Below are 16,972 nucleotides of genomic sequence, written 5' to 3'. Positions count from 1 at the left end.
GGCCGGATCGGATGCTTAACCGCCGCGCACGGTGATGTTATAGAAATTACTGGCAAAATTCCCGGGAATGAAGTCGTTTAAAATAGAGAACAGCAACCGGTATTTTCCCGGTTGTTCCGGTGCTTTAACCGGTATGGTCAGTTGTATCGCTGCCCCCGGGGCAAGCTGCTGAAGCGGGAGTGCCAGGGCGGAGTCAGAATTGATATAACGGTATTTCTCTATCAGGAAGGCATAATCCAGCCGCAGCTTTTCTTCCAGCTCCTGCACCCTGTTGCTGCTGTTAGTGATCGTTATAGTGATCAGCTGCGTGCTGCCGGATTTCATTTCTTTGGAAGGCTGTTCCCAGTTAATGTGTAAACCATTCAGGCTATGGTATCGGTGCAGGGGCAGCAACCTGCCGGTATTGTATGAGGTATTTACCGCAATACCGGTGCCTGGCAGCAGCTCGGGGCTTTGAACATAGTAATAAACATCCCTGCCATTGAGCGTACTGTCCTCGGCAATATTAAAATTGGTCTTGCGGTAGCCTTTGTCGTTATATCCCGTGGTATGCACACCGGGGTGGTAAAATTTATAGAGAGAGGGCAATGCATAGGAGTTGGCAAAGACAACGGGTACGCCTCCTGCTTTTTTATAAATGGTGTCTGCCCATAGCTGCGCATGGGAAAAGGAGCGGAAATTCCGGATGAGGTTGGCGGGCCCGTTGGGGATCAGGATCAGGATCCTGGCCAGCAGGATCAGGCCGATATTCCAGTAAGCGACTTTTGTAAAAAGACGACGGAATTTTTCAGTACCGTTCTCCAGCAGGGATAAAAACAGTGCCACATAGGATACACCTGCGATCATGGTCCAGTGCGGCTCCACCGTATTTTTAAAGGAAGAGAACAGGAAGAAGCCGATGGTGCCTGCAAACATGAAGACGTGGGCACGCAGCAGCCGGTCTTTGATTTTCAGTTTAAAAACGGAAGCATAAAATAAGAGAGAGATCAGCGGCCCCCAGATCAGCAGCTGCCCCAGGAGATAGTCCGTCGTATAGTTGATGCGGTATTTCTTGGCGATCCGTTCGATCAAGTGAAAACGTACCGTAGGCCAGTCGTGTGTATACTGCCAGTACAGGTGCGGAAGAAAGAGCAGGGTAACCAGCAGCACGATCAGCCAGAAGTATTTGTTGGCAAGTAATTTAAAGTTCGATAATACCACAAATCCCACCAGGAGGATCCCATGGTATTTGCTGTAAAACATACCGGTGATGGCAATTGCCAGCCAAAGGCTGGTGCTGAAACTGTTTTTTGTTAAAAAGCGCTTGTAGGCCCAGAAGAAAAGTGCGGCAAAAAAGAATAATGCAGCATCCGGCGTGGTGATAAATGCATATACATTCAGGACCAGGGTGGCTGCATAGAGCAAGAGGAATGTCCTTATTTTTTGCAGCTGATCCGGAAGCCCTTTATAGATGAGTGCAATAGAACAGGTAGACAGAAGCACGGTGCCCAGGCGGGTAAAAAACAGGCCATGTCCGAAGGACTCGCCCAGTCGTATGAAAATAGTAACCAGGGGCGGATGATCGAAATACCCCCATTGCAGGTTTTGCGATAACATCCAGTAATAGGCTTCATCCCCGTCAATTCCAAGGAAGGTCGCCTGGAGGCTGTTTATAATGAACCAGCCGGTCATGAACAGGATCAGCAGGCGGTTGTCGGCGGCACCCGGCGGGGCGATCGTGCGCGCTCCGGCAGGAATTAAAGGAATTGTACTTGCGGATCCGGACATAACAGTGCATTACTTTATACGAAAATACTGAAAGACTTTAATGGTTGAAAAACAATCCACCGGCATCAATCATTAAGACATGACGGTGCATTAAGGATCATTGCGTCAACTTAATCGTCCTTAACTCCTCAATGGTTCAAAAAAATAAACCACCAGGGGTTTCAATCCACACCTAATGACCGTATCCCAAAGATATGCTGATGCCGATGATCGCCATAACAATGAGCGTAATGATAACATACAGATAATCCTTTTCGATCAGGAATGAAAAAAAAGATAAAACCAGGCGCAGAGCGGGAGTCAGGAACAACAGCAGGATGCCGAAGAAAATAATCGATGTGCCGCTTCCTTTTTTTACACCATCGATGATATCGCCTGTCAGTGCGCCGATGCTTTTGTCTGTTTCTGTAAAGATGCCGTAGTGAATGGATTCGTGGCCGTGCCGCACCAGGTATACAATGCCTCCGATGGCACCGATGGCAAGGGCGGTCCATACGCCATAACGCAGCAGGTTGCCTACGATCCGCTGCAGGGTTTTATCGGTAAAAGAATCTTTATTCATCGGCTGTTAAATTTTACCGGCAAGGCCGCTATAGATCATGTTAAGGGCGAGCAGGAGAATAATGAATGCAAAGAAGATCCGGAGTTTTCTAGGGTTGGAACGGATGAGGATCCGGGAGCCCGCCATAGAGCCGAAAAGCACCCCGATCATGGTGGGCATGCAGATACCGGGCTGTACATACCCCTTTTGCAGATAAATGACCGTACTGGCAATAGCGGTCACTCCCATCATAAAATTACTGGTGGTAGTGGACACCTTAAAAGGGATGCGCATGATATTATCCATTGCAATGACCTTGAATGCGCCGGATCCGATGCCCAGCAGGCCCGACATCATACCGGCGATGCCCATCATGCCAAAGCCCCCCAGCACATTTTTTGTTCCATAGGCGATGGGTTGCCCCTTGCTGTCGGGATAGCTGCCTTCCAGTTTTAATTTGCGCGCCAGAGGACTGCTTTGTTTGAGTACGTGCTCTTCTTTTTTTCTTAATGAATTGATCGAAGAAAAGATGAGGGTCAGCCCGAAAAGCACTGCAATAAAAGAACCGGGTGCGATGGTGGAGATAAGAGCCCCGCACACGGCTCCGAAGGTGGTGGCAATCTCTAGGAAAATACCAAGCCGCATGTTGGTGATCCCCTCCCGTACATAGGCTGCCGCGGATCCGGAGGAGGTGGCAATAACAGAGACCAGTGCTGCGCCGATCGCATAATGAATGTCTACCCCCAAACCGATGGTGAGCAGGGGAATGATGATGATGCCGCCTCCGAGACCGGACAGGGAGCCGATCATCCCTGCGGCAAAAGCGCCCAGCAACATGATCAATGTAAATGTAAGTATGGTCATCTGAAAAGAGAACGGTGATCGAATGCACCGAAGGTAGGAAGAAATCGATGAATGGAGGGCTGCCGGCTGGATGAACGGCGGCGCATTCCGGAAGAAGCCACGGGTTCGCAAATAATAAGCTATGGTGTGCCATTGTAACTAACAATGACCGGAGCAATGGTGAAAGTTCTCCGATTGGCGAAGCTGAACAGGAAATAAAAAATGGGGTTAACTAACCCCATTTACTTCAACTGTTTTATCGATCTTCTGGATCAGTCCCTGTAACACTTTTCCCGGACCGGCTTCCGTGAACCGGGTGGCTCCGTTGGCGATCATGGCCTGGATGCTCTGGGTCCATTTTACTGCCCCGGTTAGCTGTGCGATCAGGTTCTCTTTTATTTCTTCTTTATCCATTACCGGCCGTGCCACCACGTTCTGATAGATCGGACATACCGGCTGATGAAAGGCTGTCTTTTCAATGGCCGCCTCCAGCTCCTGGCGTGCCGGCTCCATCAGCGGGGAATGAAAGGCACCACCAACAGGTAATACCAGTGCTCGTTTTGCTCCTGCTGCCTTCATGCGTTCTACCGCAATTTCAATACCTTTCATGGTGCCGCTGATCACCAGCTGCCCCGGGCAGTTGTAATTGGCGGGGACCACAATTTCGCCGGTCTCCTCCTGGATAGCTTTGCAGATGTCTTCTACCGTTTCATCGGGAAGGTTCAGTACAGCGGCCATACTAGAAGGCTGCAGCTCGCAGGCCTTTTGCATGGCATTGGCCCGTACGGATACCAGTTGCAGCGCGTCTTCAAATGCGAGTACATTATTGGCCACCAGCGCCGAGAACTCTCCAAGGGAATGCCCGGCAACCATATCGGGCCGGTTATTTTCCATTACCTTGTATGCTACGATCGAATGTAAGAAAACAGCGGGTTGGGTGACGCTTGTTTCCTTCAGTTCTTCGGCAGTTCCGGTGAACATGATGTCTGAAAGCCGGAACCCCAGGATCTCATTCCCCTGTTCAAACAGTTTTTTTGCAAATGCATTGTTTTCATAATGTTCTTTTCCCATCCCGGTGAACTGCGATCCCTGTCCGGGAAATACCACTGCCTGTTTCATATTCACTAATTTATTTTGGTTCGTCTTTAACTTAAACGTGCGCTGATGAGCTTTAAAAATTCGCTTCGGGTCGAGTTCTTCTGGAACTCACCATCGAAAGCCGATGTGGTGGTTTCCGAGTTTTGTTTCTGAACACCCCGCATCATCATGCACAGGTGTTTGGCCTCAATGACCACTGCTACACCCAGCGGATTCAATGTTTCCTTGATCGCATTCATGATCTGTACCGTCAGCCGCTCCTGTACCTGCAGCCGGTGCGAGTAAACGTCCACCACCCGGGCGATCTTGCTCAGTCCGGTGATCCAGCCATTCGGAATATAGGCCACATGTGCCCTTCCAAAAAAAGGAAGCATATGGTGCTCGCAAAGACTGTATAATTCAATATCTTTTACAATGATCATTTCGCTTACATCTTCGTGGAATTTGGCAGAGTTGATGATCTCATGCGCGTCCATATTGTAGCCCTGTGTCAATACCTGCATGGCCTTTGCCACACGCTCAGGGGTCTTCAGGAGGCCTTCGCGCTCAGGTGCCTCCCCCAGCTGCTCAATTACTCCCCTGTAATGGTGTATAAGCGCCTGTGTTACGGATGCGTCGTACTGATCTTCTTTTTTATAAGCCATGGTTACCGCTGGTTTATGATGATGGATACTCTACAAAATTTCTCGGTGTTTCGTATAAACGGATTTTTAAATCGTGCTCACTGTTAATATGCGGACGCAGTATATTGTAGATAACAATTGCAATATTTTCAGCAGTCGGGTTTGTCTGTTTAAATTCTTCCGTATCAAGATTGAGGTTCCGGTGATCAAACCGTTCAATTACCGTTTTTGCCACCAGGCCGCTCAATTCTTTCAGGTCCATTACAAAACCCGTTTCGGGGTTTACCGTCCCTGTTACTTTTATTTCCAGTTCGTAATTGTGTCCATGGTAATGCGGCAGGGAACATTTTCCAAATACTTTTTCGTTGGTGGCATCATCCCATTCCGGATTAAAGAGCCGGTGTGCCGCATTAAAATGTTCTCTCCTGAAAACGGATACTTTCATACTGGATAAAGGTACGTACAAACTTAGCCAAAATACTCCACATAAATCCGTGGCGTTTCATACAGTTTTATACAATGGAGCAATACTCCCTGAGGTAAATGCGGAGTCAGCTCATTCCAGATCGCAATGGCAAGATTTTCCGTACTGCACAATTTGCCTTTCATAAAGGGCACATCTTCATTGAGATTACGATGGTCAAGTGCTTCGATGATATGCTCTTTAATGATTTCGCTCAATTTTTTTACATCGTACACAAAACCTGTGTCCGGATCCGGCTCGCCCTTTACGGTGATATAAAGTTCATAGTTGTGCCCATGCCAGTTTTTATTGGCACATTTTCCAAAAACCTGCTCATTCTGCGCTTCCGTCCACGCCGGATTAAAGAGCTTGTGTGCAGCGTTAAAGTGTTCAATTCTTGTGAGATATACCATACAAAAAAAATAAATAAGCCGGGTTCCTGTACCCGCTGCTGAAGGAATGTGGCATTGTGATCAGCCTGCCTTCAAAAAAATCAGGACTGCAAAGGTAACACTTCCCTCAATTATAAAAATGCCCGATCTTAGCGGCAACAAATTTGCTGCAGCGGGCATTGGGTATAAAAGAGATCCTTACTGTTCCCTGCGGCCTTATAACGGAATATGAGTAAAAGAATATTGCTGGTGGCAGCCACCGAACTGGAGCTCGCGCCTTTGCGTTCTTTTTTGGAAGAAAAAGAGCAGGTGACGGTGCTGGTTGCCGGTATCGGCGGAGTTAGCACGGCTTACGGACTTACGCGCCAGCTGGCGCGGGAACGATATGATCTGGTGCTGCAGGCGGGCATCGGCGGAAGTTTGGTGCAGCAGTATGCACCGGGAAGTATAGCGGTTATTGACAGCGAGTGCTTTGGTGACCTCGGTGTTAACGAAAATGGCCAGTGGAGATCGGTTTTTGATCTGGGACTGGCGGTTCCGGACGATCCGCCGTTTACAAAGGGCTGGCTCAGGAACCCGTATGAGGAATTGATGGCACTTACCCGGCTCAACAGGGCAAAAGGAGTGACCAATAATGAAATTACTACAAGGGAAGATATGCTTCGGCAGTTTAAAGATAACCTGCGGGCAGAAATTGAATCAATGGAAGGAGCGGCTTTCCATTATGTGGCATTGAACGAAGGTGTGCCTTTTCTTCAGATAAGAGCGGTTTCCAATTATGTAGGGGAAAGAGACAAAGCAAAATGGAAACTGCGGGAGTCCATCAGCCTGCTGAATGCGACGGTTCAGCAACTGATCACCGTTATCCTGCAATAATTAATTAAACATTTTTTCGTCTTTTCCTGTTTTATTTTAATAATACGAATCTATATGAAGCTAAAACTGGGTTTCTCTCCCTGCCCGAATGATACCTTTATTTTTGATGCGTTGGTCAATAAAAAGATCGACACCGGCGACCTGGAGTTTGAAGCCGTGCTTGAAGATGTGGAAACCCTCAACCGCTGGGCACTGGAAGGCCGGCTGGATGTGACAAAACTGAGCTTCCCGGCTTATTTTAAAACGGCGGACCGCTATGCGTTACTGGATTCCGGAAGTGCCTTGGGGAAAGGCGTGGGACCGCTGCTGATCAGCAAGGGAAAACAAACATTTTCCGAAACGGAAGTAAATGCCGCAAAGGTACTGTTGCCGGGAGTAAATACCACGGCACACCTGCTTTTCAGTTTTGCTTTTCCGGATGCCCATAACAAAGTATTTGGGGTGTTTCACGGGATTGAGGAGGCCGTAGTGGAGGAGGACGCAGCACTTGGCGTGATCATTCATGAAAACCGGTTTACCTATCAGGACAAGGGACTGATCAAAGTGAAAGACCTGGGTGAGTACTGGGAAGAAAAGATGAACGTTCCGATTCCGCTGGGGGGGATCGTGATCCGGAAATCGCTGGGCACCGACCGTTTCAACCAGGTGAACGACCTGATCCGTGCAAGCCTTCAGTATTCGTTCGACCGTTATCCGGAGGTATCAGCATATGTAAAGGAACATGCACAGGCCATGCAGGAGGAAGTAATGCGGAAACATATCGACCTGTATGTAAATAATTACAGTCTTGACCTGGGAACAGAAGGGAAAAAAGCGGTGGATACGCTATCCGGTATTTACAACCGGATCCATGCCGGTGCTTAAGAAAACAGCTTTGTGTGCTGTTGGAGCAATAGTTCAGTCCGGGCGGTCTTATAACCTGTATCACCGATCTGCTGCACTTTGCGGATCCCCCGCAGGGCATTTGTAAGAAATACTTCGTCTGCATGTTCAAGCGTGCCGGGCAGGCAGGATTGTATAGCAATATGCGGTCCCGTATCCAATAAGTAAGCGCGGAAAACACCGGCTACACAACCATCGGAAACCGGAGGGGTAAAGAGTTGTCCTTCTTTGATCCAGAAAAGGTTCGAAATAACTGTTTCAATAGCCTGATGCCGGGTATTTTCAATGATACAGTCATCCCATCCGCGGAGGCGGCAGGTTTGTGCGGCGCGGCTGTAAATAAAGCTGCTGGCCAGTTTGAGCTCCGAAAAAGCATGCACTTCCTTTTGCAATTCGTCATACCTGCCCAGTAGCAGCCCGTTGCCGGCTGCCGGGGTGGTGAACGCGGTCGCTTCTATTAAATAATGCAGGGGGGCATCGTCAAAAAGGCTTCCGTCCCCATTTGAAAAAGACAGGCGTACCCGGGCACTGTCTGCACAGTTGTTCAGCGTGCACAGGTGCAATATATTGTTGAAAAGTGCTTCGGGATCCTGTGCAAAGGTATAACCGAGCTGTGCGATACTTTTGAGGATCCGGGCCTGATGATACTTCCACAGGGGTATTGCTGAACGGTGTACCCGCAGGGTCTCAAAGAAGCCGTCCCCGTAGCGGTAACTCCTGTTAGCGGCATGGATCACGGGCATACCGGCTGCAGAAAAGGTTCCGTTAAAGCATACATAGCGCATTGTATGAAAATATAAAAAATAAACGGATTATTGGGGGCGTGCTGCCGGCGCAGGTGTTGCCGGCCGGGAGGAGTCTGAACGGTGCAGTGTATCCTGTTTGGCGCGTGTCTGCTGTGCATTGATCGAATCCAGCATACCAACAAAAATATCCGGCTTGCGCTGGTAATACTCCAGGCTTTTCTCAAATTCCTTCTTTGTGATCTTATGCAGTGTAAAAATCTGATTCAGGACCTGCTGGTTCACAAGGGCCCGGTTCAGATCCGGGTGGCGGTAATAAACATACCCGTTTACAAATTCCCCGCCCTTTGCAATATCCCACAGAACCGCCTGCATTTTTTCCCGGGGTAATACATCCCGTGGGCGTCCCCCGCAGGCAAAGCAGGTCAGGGCTACTATCAGCAGGGGTAATAATCGGTTCATGTTGTTTCGCCTTCTTTTAAAATAGTGTTGATAATATCCTGCGCAACGGCATTTTTGGATTTGGAATCAAAGGCAACTTTACTGCCGTTCCTGGAGTAAATAGTTATTTTATTGGTGTCGGCCCCAAAAGCGGCTCCGTCGCTTAGGGAGTTCAGTACAATATAATCTGCGTTCTTTTTGTGAAGTTTCTCTAATGCATGTGATTCTTCATGATCTGTTTCCAACGCAAAGCCCAGCAGGAGCTGCTGCGGGGTTTTAATGGCTCCCAGCGCCGCCAGGATGTCGCGGGTCTTTACCAGCTGTAGTGCAAGATCTACGTTCTGTTTTTTTATCTTGGTAGCGCTGACCGCTGCCGGCCGGTAATCGGCAACGGCCGCCGCCATAAGAGCCATATCGGCAGTTGGAAACTGCTCCATGCAGGCCTGGTACATTTCTTCAGCAGAAGTAACTTTTATGACCGTCATTCCGGAAAGGTCCTGTTGCAATACAGCAGGAGCCGGGCCCAGTACCAGCACTACATTGGCGCCGCGCCTCCGGCATTCGAGCGCAAGGGCATAGCCCATTTTACCGGAAGAGTGGTTGCCGATAAAGCGTACGGGATCCAGCGCTTCCTGTGTGGGGCCTGCAGTGATCAGTACTTTTTTTCCGCTCAGTGCCGTTTGGGTATTGCTGAAAAAGGCTTCAATATGTGAAAGGATGACTTCGGGCTCTTCCATCCGGCCCTGCCCGATCAGTCCGCTGGCCAGCTCTCCGTGATGCGGGGCCAGTATGATATGTCCGAATGTCCGAAGCGTTCCGATATTTTTTTGTGTAGCCGGATGCTGCCACATGTCCTCGTCCATCGCCGGGGATACCATTACCGGACAGGTTGCGGAAAGGTATACCGACAGGAGCAGGTTATCGCAGTGTCCGTGTGCCATTTTTGCCAGGGTATTACAGCTCAGCGGGGCGATCAGCAGCAGGTCCGCCCATCTGCCCAGCGCTACATGATTGGCCCATGTATCGGCAGCAGCCAGGTCTGTAAGCACGTCATTCTTTGAAAGGGTAGACAGGGTCAATGGTGCTACAAAATCCCTGGCAGCAGGTGTCATGATCACTTTTACCTCCGCCTTTTGTTTTATAAGCAACCGTACCAGGTGAACGATCTTGTAGGCTGAAATGCTGCCGCTGATACCGATTGCTATTTTTTTCCCTTCCAACATTTATCAAAAATAAGCCATCGGCCCGGAATTATAATGTAATAAAATAATAAGGGCATTACTAAGGGTTGCGGCAGAAATCGCAGCTTGCTTTGATTAAGATCGGTTCATCTAAATAAAAAGCCACAGCAAGACCTGCTTGCTGTGGCGGAACAATTGCTGTTTGTAATATTAACTGAACAGTTCGTCTTCTGCTTTGCGGTAATAGATCTTGTCATCCAGGAACTCCTGGGTGGCCAGCAATGCAGGATTGGGCATTCTTTCATATGCCTTTGAAATCTCGATCTGTTCTTTATTTTCATGGATCTCTTCCAGCGTATCAGTGTGGCTGGCGAATTCATCCAGTTTGTTGTGCAACTCTTCTTTTATGGAGATATTGATCTGGTTGGCTCTTTTACCAACAATGGCAATGGATTCGTAGATATTGCCGGTTTTGTTTTTTATCTCCTGCAGGCTTTTAGTTTCCACGCTGCTGGGAGTACCAACACTAAGATGCCTTCTTAACTTGCTCATTATTATTAAATTTTTGAATTTGTGTTTGCGACATTGCCAGATAATTCTCAATATCTGTTTTGTATTTACTATCGGGGAAACGGTCCAGGAACTCCCTGCACTCATCCATCACGTCTTTGAACCGCTCTGCTTTTTTATCCACGATGCTGTTTTCTGCAAAAAGATAATAGGCTTTTACCGACATCATTTTATACTCGTCTGCAATCCCGGATTCCGGAAAGTTTTCCAGTAACGCGGCAAAACTTACACCGGCAGCGCGGTAATAGCCCATATCATAATAAAGCTTTGCGCTTTTGTAGTCCTTTACCTCCAGTTTTTTCCTCAGCTCATCCAGTATCCTGTTGGCTTCCGGCAGCCGTACAGAACCGGGATGCGTATTGACAAAGGTTTGCATGGCGCCTATTGCTTTAAAGGTATTACTCTGGTCCAGTTCCGGTTTGGGCGACTGCTGATAATAGGTATAGGCCCGCATATATTCAATCTCTTCAAGTTTCGGGCTGTTGGGAAAACTTTCCATAAAAGTTTTGAAATAGTTTTCAGCCATTGCATAATCCCGCTGATAATAAGCCGAATAGGCGTATTTATAATAGATGTCCTGAAACTGCGGCGTGGTCTTATAAAAAGGCAGTATATCTTCATAGATCAACTGCGCCTTGTTATATTTCTTTTTAGCGTAAAAAGCGTCCGCCATTTTTAATTTGTAGGCCGCATCCTTACTCTTTAAAATTTTATTCATGCCGGGCCCGCAGGACGACATCAGGAACAAGGAGAAAATAATAACAAAAAACCTCATAAAGTCTGCAAAGTTAATTATAACCGTGCAAATATTCGTAAAAACCTTAGCCGCCCAAAAAATGAGTCGTTAAGCTTTTGATAAAGAGAGAATTGACCGCCTATTTCCGGTTATTGCCTGTCAGGAACTGGTCCAGGGCCGTGATCATGCTCGGTGTTTTGGGCGATGGGGCGACAATCTGAGGTTTCAGACCGGCCTTTAGTGCGGCGTCCTTTGTATTGTCTCCGAAAGTGCCGATGACCACATCCTGCTGTACAAAGTCGGGAAAATTATCATACCAGCTTTTAATGCCGCTCGGGGTAAAAAAGCAGAGCACATCAAATTTCTTGTTGCTCAGTGTTTTTTTAACATCATTGCTCTTGGTACGGTACATAAAGGCGAGGTCAAACGAACAGTCGTGCTGTTTGAGCCAGCTGGTGATTTCATTATCCTGCTGATTTTCAGAACACACATACAGAAAATTGAGATTCTCCTTATGTTTATTGATCACATCCAGAAGGCTTTTATTGCTGCCGTCCGTTCCATAGAACACTTTCCGCTTACGGTAGAGGATGAATTTCTGAAGATAAAGTGCCACGGCCTCTGTAATACAAAAATATTTGGTGTCCTGGGATACATTGACCTTCATTTCCTCACAGGTTCTGAAAAAATGATCTATGGCGTTACGGCTTGTAAAAATAACTCCCGTATAATTGGTAATATTGATCTTTTGCCGTCTGAAGTCCTTTCCTGATATAGCTTCCAGCACAATCAGTGTTTCAAAATCCAGGGCTACACCATATTTTTTCTCGAGGTCGAAATAGGGAGATTTTTCGCTCTTTGGTCTTGGCTGGCTGATGAGGATGTGCTTTACTTTTCCAGCTTCAGGTTTTGCCACCGGTTTTGTTGCTACGTTACTTGACATTAAAATTCACCTAAATTGGGTGCAAAGGTACACTATTCCCCGTTAAAAAATGTAAAATAAACTTATAGATTACAAAAGCGGGTAACAGTTCAAATGCAACGAGGTAAACGAAGAAATGAAAAAGACTGATCTTATTACTTTTTTGCGCCATCTGAAGGGCGATCACAAAACGATAGAGAAACAGGGCTGCAATAACGATCCAGCTTAGTGTCCATATAATGGTCTTAACGCCCGTGCCGCCCAAAGCGGTGATCACGATTACGGGAAGCAGGAACAGTACAAGGATCTTGCTTACCAGGAAGATCAGAAAAATATAGGCGTCCGTCAGGTGCTGGATCCGGAAAAGCCAGCCAAATAATTTCAAAAGAAAGAACTTGGCGATGTATACAATGGCTACCAGCAGTACCGCAAATGCGAACAGCTGCCAGAAAGGATAAGGCAGTTCCCGGGAAGAAAGTTGTTCCGCCATCAGGGACAGGTAGTAGCCGGCAACCAACACAAACAGGATATTAAAAAGCAGGGAGGGGAGCGTGTTCTGACTGAGTTGTTGTTCCAGCTGCCGCTGTTTGAGCGTGCGCCGGAAAAACAGGGTGGTCAGGTTCTCAAAATATTTTGCAAAGGCGGTTTTAAATCCTGCAAAGAGCAGCATAATACCGGCAAGCGTATAAAAATAGATCTCTTCGCCGGAAGATTTTTCCCGCTTGCTGTAGGGGGAGATTACCGGCGGTTTGCCAAATGCATAATAAGGATGCTGCTCCAGGATTTGCCGGGTGAGGTTGAAATTCTGTTCCAGGGCAGCCAGCCGCCGTTCTTCTCTAATACTGTCTGCAATGGCAAGGCTCCGCCGGGCGGAGTCTGCGGCAGACAATGGGGGAGCGGACGTTGTGTCTTTTTTAACAGCGGGAGCCGCATTAGCAACACGGCGGACGGAATCCCGCCGTATGCCGGGTGTATGTTGTACTTTTTTTACAGTGGCTGAATCCTTCTTCAGAGCCGGACGACCGGCTGTTCCGGGTTGTATATTTTTTCTGCGCACGGAATCCTTCTGCAGTGATGTTTTTGTATTGACGGCCGGCTGCCGGGTGGTCTTCGTTTTGTTGCCGGCTGTTTTTACGGGTGTTGCAGCCCCTGTATCTTTTTTTGCTGCTGCCTGCTGTTTTGCGCCCGCCTGTTGTTTTGCCGGTTGTGTTTGCTTTGGAGCGGTGGTTTTTTTTGTTGCGGGCGCAGTAGTCCCTGCCTTGCGGTTGGAATCGGGTTTTGCCGTCTGCCGGGATGCTTGCTGTGGTTCTTTGGTACTGTCTTTTTTTTGCCCGGCCGCGCTGATGGCACAACAACTCAGAAGAAATATGATGAATAAACGGGTCAAATCAATGGGATCTTTGAACGCAAAAATAGCAAGCCGGGTTCAATATCCCGGAAAAAGATCAGATCTGTTTTTTTCTGAAAAACGGTTGACGCCGGCATACAGCCCGGAAGGATTTGTTCTGTTAGCAAATTTGTAATATTTTTCTGGTTGAAACGCAGGTGTAAAAAGCCTGCAGCAGTTTAACAAATAAACCGGATTATAATGGGTATGCGCTTTTTTTTACTGGTATCAGGCATTCTGATAGGGGGCAGTTCCGCGGCGGCTGGGAAGGATTCTGTTTTTGACTATGAAGGAAGCCGCTTTGAGCGGAATGGTTATGTGTTGCATTTTACCTCGAATGCTGCTGGTTTCAGCAAGGATGTAAAAAAGAAAATGATCGAAGCTTTTTTCGTGGTGTACCCCCGGCTGGTTGCAGATTTTAATGCGCGGTCGGCAAAGGAAGTGTATTTTAAAATCGATACGGCTTATAAAGGAGTGGCTGCCACAGGTGGAGGTAATGTTGTGTACAGTCCGGAGTGGTTTGCCCGGCATCCGGACGATATTGACGTGGTAACGCACGAGGTAATGCATATTGTTCAGGACTATGGCCGGAGCGTGGGACCCTGGTGGATCACGGAGGGTATAGCAGATTATATCCGTTTCAAATATGGTGTGAATAATGAAGGCGCGGGCTGGAAGCTGCCCGGGTACACGGTAAAGCAAAAATACACGGACAGCTACCGGGTCACTGCCCGCTTCCTCGCCTGGATCGAGTCCAAAGTAAAACCCGGCACGGTAAAGGCGCTGAATAAGGCACTGCGGGAACATACGTACACACCAGAAAGCTGGGAGCAGGTCACCGGAAAATCAATTGATGACCTGTGGGCAGCATATACCAAAGACCCGGTGTTGTAACAGGTACTGCAGCCGGTGGTAATACCGGCTTTTTATTTGGACGCTTCATTAAGGATCCGGTATACAAAATTTAACCGGTCCGGTTCGCCGTGGTAAGCCACCCATTCTTCCCTTAGTTTTACGGCACCCAGTTTTTCTATGGCTTTTTGAGACCGGTAGTTTTCCGCGCCGATGTGAAAATATACGGCGCCGGCAAACCGGAAAATATAATCCAGCATAAGCCGTTTCACCCTTGTGTTCAGGCCTGTTCCCCAGTATGCCGTTGCATAAAATGTATAACCGATAAAGATGCTGTTTTCAACAGCGTCATAATTATAAAACCGGGTGCTGCCCGCCAGGCGGCCATAGGTTTTATCCGCAACAAGAAAGGCACCGCCGCTTTGAAGGGCTCCTTCAAAAAAAGTGTTGAATACTTCCCGCTGGTAGCGGTTCTTATTGGGATGCTGTTGCCAGATCGCCGGGTCGGATGCTACTGCATACAATTGTTCAAAATCGTTTTCCTTTAACGGAATAAGCTGCACCCGTTCGTCTTCCAGTACTGGTTGCAGGGAAAAGTGGGGCGGGGTGGGGAGATGGTCCGTCATAGCTGATCATTCATTTGCGGATGAAGATAAATAAAAAGGAGCGCTTACACAGCCGTGCATTAAAAAGGCCGTCCATTACGGACAGCCTTGCAGCACGGATTGAATCAGCCTATTACATCCGGTGTGTCTGCGAACCGGTTGTATATTCTTATTCCACAGGTAGTGGAGGTACATTTCTGTCGGCTCCGGGGTAGCCGATATTCTGGTTGATAACACCTTTTAAATTTGTATTGATCACATTGGAGGGTACCGGCCAAAGGATATGATGCACACTCACCTTGTACTCTGCCCACTTGTGTTTGACGCCCTTGTTGTAAAAATTACTCCGGCTTACCACCCGGTCGTACCAGAAATTAATACCCATTTGTTTGACATTGGAATTGGCTCCACCCGGACCGCTGATGTTATTCAGTTGATATACATGTCCGCCGAATATTTCGCAGGGCTTGCCCGTTTTTGCGTAGGTGTAGGCGATCCGCACCAGCTCAATATGCCGGTTCTCTTCATAATACAGTTCGCGGGCCCGTTCATCCAGGATCTCCCCGATATTGATATCGGCAGCGGTTAAAGGTTCCGCGCCGGCCCGGGTGCGCACTTCATTCATTGCCGTGGCAGCCGATCCCGGGTCATTCTGCCAATAGTAACACTCTGCCAGCATCAGGTATACTTCTGCGGAACGGTAGATATACCAGGGGGTTTCACCACCCGCCCATTGTGTTTGTAAAGGATCAGGAACAAACAATTTGTAATGCGGCCAGGAGAACCAGAGGCGGATGGTATCCTCCACACTCATGGCGGCAGGTTTTACAAAGTTTTTGCCGTACCAGGGACTGTTGTTTTTCTTTAGATCGGGGTGGTTGTATCTCAGGTCTTCCATCCTGCGCCAGCTGTCGTGGTTCAAAATGCCCCGCATATCATTGGCTTCTTTGTCGGCACGCCAGATTTCATTGGTATAGTACCAGGTAGGCCGCAATCTTCCGATACCCCGGCCATAGGTTTTATTAAGATCCAATTCAGGATCCGTTTCTCCTGCAGCTATGGGTACACTTGTTCCTGCTTTTCCGTCCGGTGTCTTAATATTGCCGCTGTTCCAGAAAGGCACGCCGTTGCGCATGGTCTGTATCCGGTCAGATCCATCTACTTCAGGATAGGATACAACATACATCAATCCTTCTGTGTTTGACATATCAAGCTTGGCTTCCACGCTATGCAGATCAAACATCAGGTTGGTGTGTGCCTTATCCTTGTTGGACGTGAACCGGTTTTTCATCAGGGGGTGGGCCGCAACAATCTCTTTGCCGACCTCGATGGCGCGGGGGAAATCGGTCAGTGCCATACAGACCTTCATCAACAACACGCCACATGCAGCTTTCGAAGTACGGCCGCGATCGACATTATCCGGTACCCATTGATAGGCGAACTCCAGGTCTTTTTTGATGTGTTCCAGGATGCCCCAGCGATCGGAGGAGTAAAAGTCATATTTGGGTTCATTAATTTCTTTATCGATAAACGGCACATCACCGAATTGATGCACCAGTTTAAAATACCGGTACGCTCTTTGAAAATAAGCGGCGCCCAAAATGGCATTCTTTTGATTTTCATCAGTAAAAGTAGCGTCATCGATCCTTGATATCACCGAATTCGCATATTTGACGCCTTTGTATCCTTCATACCAGTACCAGCCTATTTTGGTATAATCGGTACTGTTTAATTGTGCGTCGGGCAGTAATGAGATGTCCATGTCCATCTGAGGACCGGCCTTGTCGGTAGTACCTTCGACAGCAACTTCCGATTGGATGATCTCGGTAAGTATGGGTGCCGCATCTCCAAAATATTCGTGACGCATATTCCGTTCACAGGAGGTAAGAGTTGAATACAGGCCCCGTGCGTCTGAAAGGGCAATACCAGGCTCATAGAACGAGAGCGGCTTGGGTTTTAGCCATTCTTTATTGCAGGCGACTGCGGTGAGCATCAGTATCGAACAAAGCGATATCCTTATATATATATTATTGCAGGTCATTGTCGGAAA

19 protein-coding genes are annotated in these 16,972 nt (G+C 48.0%); 3 read left to right on the top strand and 16 right to left on the bottom strand.

Features of this window, described 5'->3' with window-relative positions:
- Positions 1–15 precede the first annotated feature (15 nt).
- From K7B07_RS05870 to K7B07_RS05840, 7 genes are all read right to left on the bottom strand, one after another.
- Positions 16–1,767: a glycosyltransferase family 39 protein gene (locus K7B07_RS05870; RefSeq protein ID WP_223708194.1), complete on the bottom strand. Its 1,752-nt coding sequence runs from the start codon at positions 1,765–1,767 to the stop codon at positions 16–18.
- Positions 1,768–1,939: 172 nt separating this feature from the next.
- Positions 1,940–2,329, bottom strand: a complete 390-nt coding sequence (locus K7B07_RS05865) for a DUF1634 domain-containing protein (RefSeq protein ID WP_223708193.1) — start codon at positions 2,327–2,329, stop codon at positions 1,940–1,942.
- Between the two features lie 6 nt (positions 2,330–2,335).
- Positions 2,336–3,172, bottom strand: coding sequence for a sulfite exporter TauE/SafE family protein (locus K7B07_RS05860; protein WP_223708192.1), 837 nt, complete (start codon positions 3,170–3,172; stop codon positions 2,336–2,338).
- Positions 3,173–3,379: 207 nt separating this feature from the next.
- Positions 3,380–4,270, bottom strand: coding sequence for an ACP S-malonyltransferase (fabD, locus tag K7B07_RS05855; RefSeq protein WP_223708191.1), 891 nt, complete (start codon positions 4,268–4,270; stop codon positions 3,380–3,382).
- Between the two features lie 26 nt (positions 4,271–4,296).
- Positions 4,297–4,893 carry a GTP cyclohydrolase I FolE gene (folE, locus tag K7B07_RS05850; RefSeq protein ID WP_223708190.1) on the bottom strand — a complete coding sequence of 199 codons (597 nt, stop codon included), beginning with the start codon at positions 4,891–4,893 and terminating at the stop codon, positions 4,297–4,299.
- A gap of 13 nt (positions 4,894–4,906) precedes the next feature.
- Positions 4,907–5,317, bottom strand: coding sequence for a 6-pyruvoyl trahydropterin synthase family protein (locus tag K7B07_RS05845; RefSeq protein WP_223708189.1), 411 nt, complete (start codon positions 5,315–5,317; stop codon positions 4,907–4,909).
- A gap of 23 nt (positions 5,318–5,340) precedes the next feature.
- The gene (locus tag K7B07_RS05840) at positions 5,341–5,748 is read right to left on the bottom strand and encodes a 6-pyruvoyl trahydropterin synthase family protein (RefSeq protein WP_223708188.1); all 408 of its coding nucleotides are present in this window, start codon (positions 5,746–5,748) and stop codon (positions 5,341–5,343) included.
- A 207-nt stretch (positions 5,749–5,955) separates the two neighbouring features.
- On the opposite strand from K7B07_RS05840, the gene mqnB reads away from it, so the two are divergent.
- Both mqnB and K7B07_RS05830 read left to right on the top strand, forming a co-directional pair.
- Entirely contained in the window at positions 5,956–6,603 is a 648-nt protein-coding gene (gene mqnB / locus K7B07_RS05835; protein WP_223708187.1) for a futalosine hydrolase, read from the top strand.
- Between the two features lie 54 nt (positions 6,604–6,657).
- Positions 6,658–7,467 carry a 1,4-dihydroxy-6-naphtoate synthase gene (locus K7B07_RS05830; RefSeq protein ID WP_223708186.1) on the top strand — a complete coding sequence of 270 codons (810 nt, stop codon included), beginning with the start codon at positions 6,658–6,660 and terminating at the stop codon, positions 7,465–7,467.
- Here K7B07_RS05830 and K7B07_RS05825 read toward each other — a convergent pair.
- The 7 genes from K7B07_RS05825 to K7B07_RS05795 form a co-directional block, all read right to left on the bottom strand.
- Positions 7,464–8,270 (bottom strand): aminotransferase class IV, encoded by an 807-nt coding sequence (locus K7B07_RS05825; protein WP_223708185.1) that lies wholly within the window; start codon positions 8,268–8,270, stop codon positions 7,464–7,466. The genes K7B07_RS05830 and K7B07_RS05825 overlap by 4 nt on opposite strands.
- Before the next feature lie 27 nt (positions 8,271–8,297).
- Positions 8,298–8,690 carry a DUF4296 domain-containing protein gene (locus K7B07_RS05820; RefSeq protein ID WP_223708183.1) on the bottom strand — a complete coding sequence of 131 codons (393 nt, stop codon included), beginning with the start codon at positions 8,688–8,690 and terminating at the stop codon, positions 8,298–8,300.
- Positions 8,687–9,892 (bottom strand): bifunctional phosphopantothenoylcysteine decarboxylase/phosphopantothenate--cysteine ligase CoaBC, encoded by a 1,206-nt coding sequence (gene coaBC, locus K7B07_RS05815; RefSeq protein WP_223708181.1) that lies wholly within the window; start codon positions 9,890–9,892, stop codon positions 8,687–8,689. Before coaBC ends, K7B07_RS05820 begins: the two co-directional genes overlap by 4 nt.
- A 168-nt stretch (positions 9,893–10,060) precedes the next feature.
- Positions 10,061–10,402 carry a DNA-directed RNA polymerase subunit omega gene (locus tag K7B07_RS05810; protein ID WP_018628385.1) on the bottom strand — a complete coding sequence of 114 codons (342 nt, stop codon included), beginning with the start codon at positions 10,400–10,402 and terminating at the stop codon, positions 10,061–10,063.
- Entirely contained in the window at positions 10,377–11,195 is an 819-nt protein-coding gene (locus K7B07_RS05805; protein WP_223708179.1) for an outer membrane protein assembly factor BamD, read from the bottom strand. The genes K7B07_RS05810 and K7B07_RS05805 overlap by 26 nt, the downstream gene beginning before the upstream one ends.
- A gap of 100 nt (positions 11,196–11,295) precedes the next feature.
- Positions 11,296–12,099, bottom strand: a complete 804-nt coding sequence (locus K7B07_RS05800) for a uroporphyrinogen-III synthase (RefSeq protein WP_223708177.1) — start codon at positions 12,097–12,099, stop codon at positions 11,296–11,298.
- A 10-nt stretch (positions 12,100–12,109) separates the two neighbouring features.
- A complete protein-coding gene (locus K7B07_RS05795; RefSeq protein WP_223708176.1) occupies positions 12,110–13,465 on the bottom strand; it encodes a DUF4271 domain-containing protein in 1,356 nt (451 codons plus the stop codon).
- Between the two features lie 201 nt (positions 13,466–13,666).
- Here K7B07_RS05795 and K7B07_RS05790 point away from each other — a divergent pair, with 201 nt between their 5' ends.
- The gene (locus K7B07_RS05790; RefSeq protein ID WP_223708174.1) at positions 13,667–14,359 is read left to right on the top strand and encodes a basic secretory family protein; all 693 of its coding nucleotides are present in this window, start codon (positions 13,667–13,669) and stop codon (positions 14,357–14,359) included.
- 32 nt (positions 14,360–14,391) lie between these two features.
- On the opposite strand, the gene K7B07_RS05785 is transcribed toward K7B07_RS05790, so the two are convergent.
- Positions 14,392–14,943, bottom strand: a complete 552-nt coding sequence (locus K7B07_RS05785) for a GNAT family N-acetyltransferase (protein WP_223708173.1) — start codon at positions 14,941–14,943, stop codon at positions 14,392–14,394.
- A 148-nt stretch (positions 14,944–15,091) separates the two neighbouring features.
- On the bottom strand, positions 15,092–16,963 hold the full coding sequence (locus K7B07_RS05780; RefSeq protein ID WP_223708172.1) for a RagB/SusD family nutrient uptake outer membrane protein: 1,872 nt from the start codon (positions 16,961–16,963) through the stop codon (positions 15,092–15,094).
- Positions 16,964–16,972: the final 9 nt, after the last annotated feature.

The organism is Niabella beijingensis, from assembly GCF_020034665.1.
GTDB lineage: Bacteria > Bacteroidota > Bacteroidia > Chitinophagales > Chitinophagaceae > Niabella > Niabella beijingensis.
Note: the sequence above shows the minus strand (reverse complement) of the source record. Positions and strands in the feature narration are given on the sequence as shown.

What these genes read in the sequence shown, in the direction of transcription:
- K7B07_RS05870 (WP_223708194.1), bottom strand. Translation starts at nt 1,767, where the DNA reads ATGTCCGGATCCGCAAGTACAATTCCTTTAATTCCTGCCGGAGCGCGC.
- K7B07_RS05865 (WP_223708193.1), bottom strand. Translation starts at nt 2,329, where the DNA reads ATGAATAAAGATTCTTTTACCGATAAAACCCTGCAGCGGATCGTAGGC.
- K7B07_RS05860 (WP_223708192.1), bottom strand. Translation starts at nt 3,172, where the DNA reads ATGACCATACTTACATTTACATTGATCATGTTGCTGGGCGCTTTTGCC.
- fabD (WP_223708191.1), bottom strand. Translation starts at nt 4,270, where the DNA reads ATGAAACAGGCAGTGGTATTTCCCGGACAGGGATCGCAGTTCACCGGG.
- folE (WP_223708190.1), bottom strand. Translation starts at nt 4,893, where the DNA reads ATGGCTTATAAAAAAGAAGATCAGTACGACGCATCCGTAACACAGGCG.
- K7B07_RS05845 (WP_223708189.1), bottom strand. Translation starts at nt 5,317, where the DNA reads ATGAAAGTATCCGTTTTCAGGAGAGAACATTTTAATGCGGCACACCGG.
- K7B07_RS05840 (WP_223708188.1), bottom strand. Translation starts at nt 5,748, where the DNA reads ATGGTATATCTCACAAGAATTGAACACTTTAACGCTGCACACAAGCTC.
- mqnB (WP_223708187.1), top strand. Translation starts at nt 5,956, where the DNA reads ATGAGTAAAAGAATATTGCTGGTGGCAGCCACCGAACTGGAGCTCGCG.
- K7B07_RS05830 (WP_223708186.1), top strand. Translation starts at nt 6,658, where the DNA reads ATGAAGCTAAAACTGGGTTTCTCTCCCTGCCCGAATGATACCTTTATT.
- K7B07_RS05825 (WP_223708185.1), bottom strand. Translation starts at nt 8,270, where the DNA reads ATGCGCTATGTATGCTTTAACGGAACCTTTTCTGCAGCCGGTATGCCC.
- K7B07_RS05820 (WP_223708183.1), bottom strand. Translation starts at nt 8,690, where the DNA reads ATGAACCGATTATTACCCCTGCTGATAGTAGCCCTGACCTGCTTTGCC.
- coaBC (WP_223708181.1), bottom strand. Translation starts at nt 9,892, where the DNA reads ATGTTGGAAGGGAAAAAAATAGCAATCGGTATCAGCGGCAGCATTTCA.
- K7B07_RS05810 (WP_018628385.1), bottom strand. Translation starts at nt 10,402, where the DNA reads ATGAGCAAGTTAAGAAGGCATCTTAGTGTTGGTACTCCCAGCAGCGTG.
- K7B07_RS05805 (WP_223708179.1), bottom strand. Translation starts at nt 11,195, where the DNA reads ATGAGGTTTTTTGTTATTATTTTCTCCTTGTTCCTGATGTCGTCCTGC.
- K7B07_RS05800 (WP_223708177.1), bottom strand. Translation starts at nt 12,099, where the DNA reads ATGTCAAGTAACGTAGCAACAAAACCGGTGGCAAAACCTGAAGCTGGA.
- K7B07_RS05790 (WP_223708174.1), top strand. Translation starts at nt 13,667, where the DNA reads ATGGGTATGCGCTTTTTTTTACTGGTATCAGGCATTCTGATAGGGGGC.
- K7B07_RS05785 (WP_223708173.1), bottom strand. Translation starts at nt 14,943, where the DNA reads ATGACGGACCATCTCCCCACCCCGCCCCACTTTTCCCTGCAACCAGTA.
- K7B07_RS05780 (WP_223708172.1), bottom strand. Translation starts at nt 16,963, where the DNA reads ATGACCTGCAATAATATATATATAAGGATATCGCTTTGTTCGATACTG.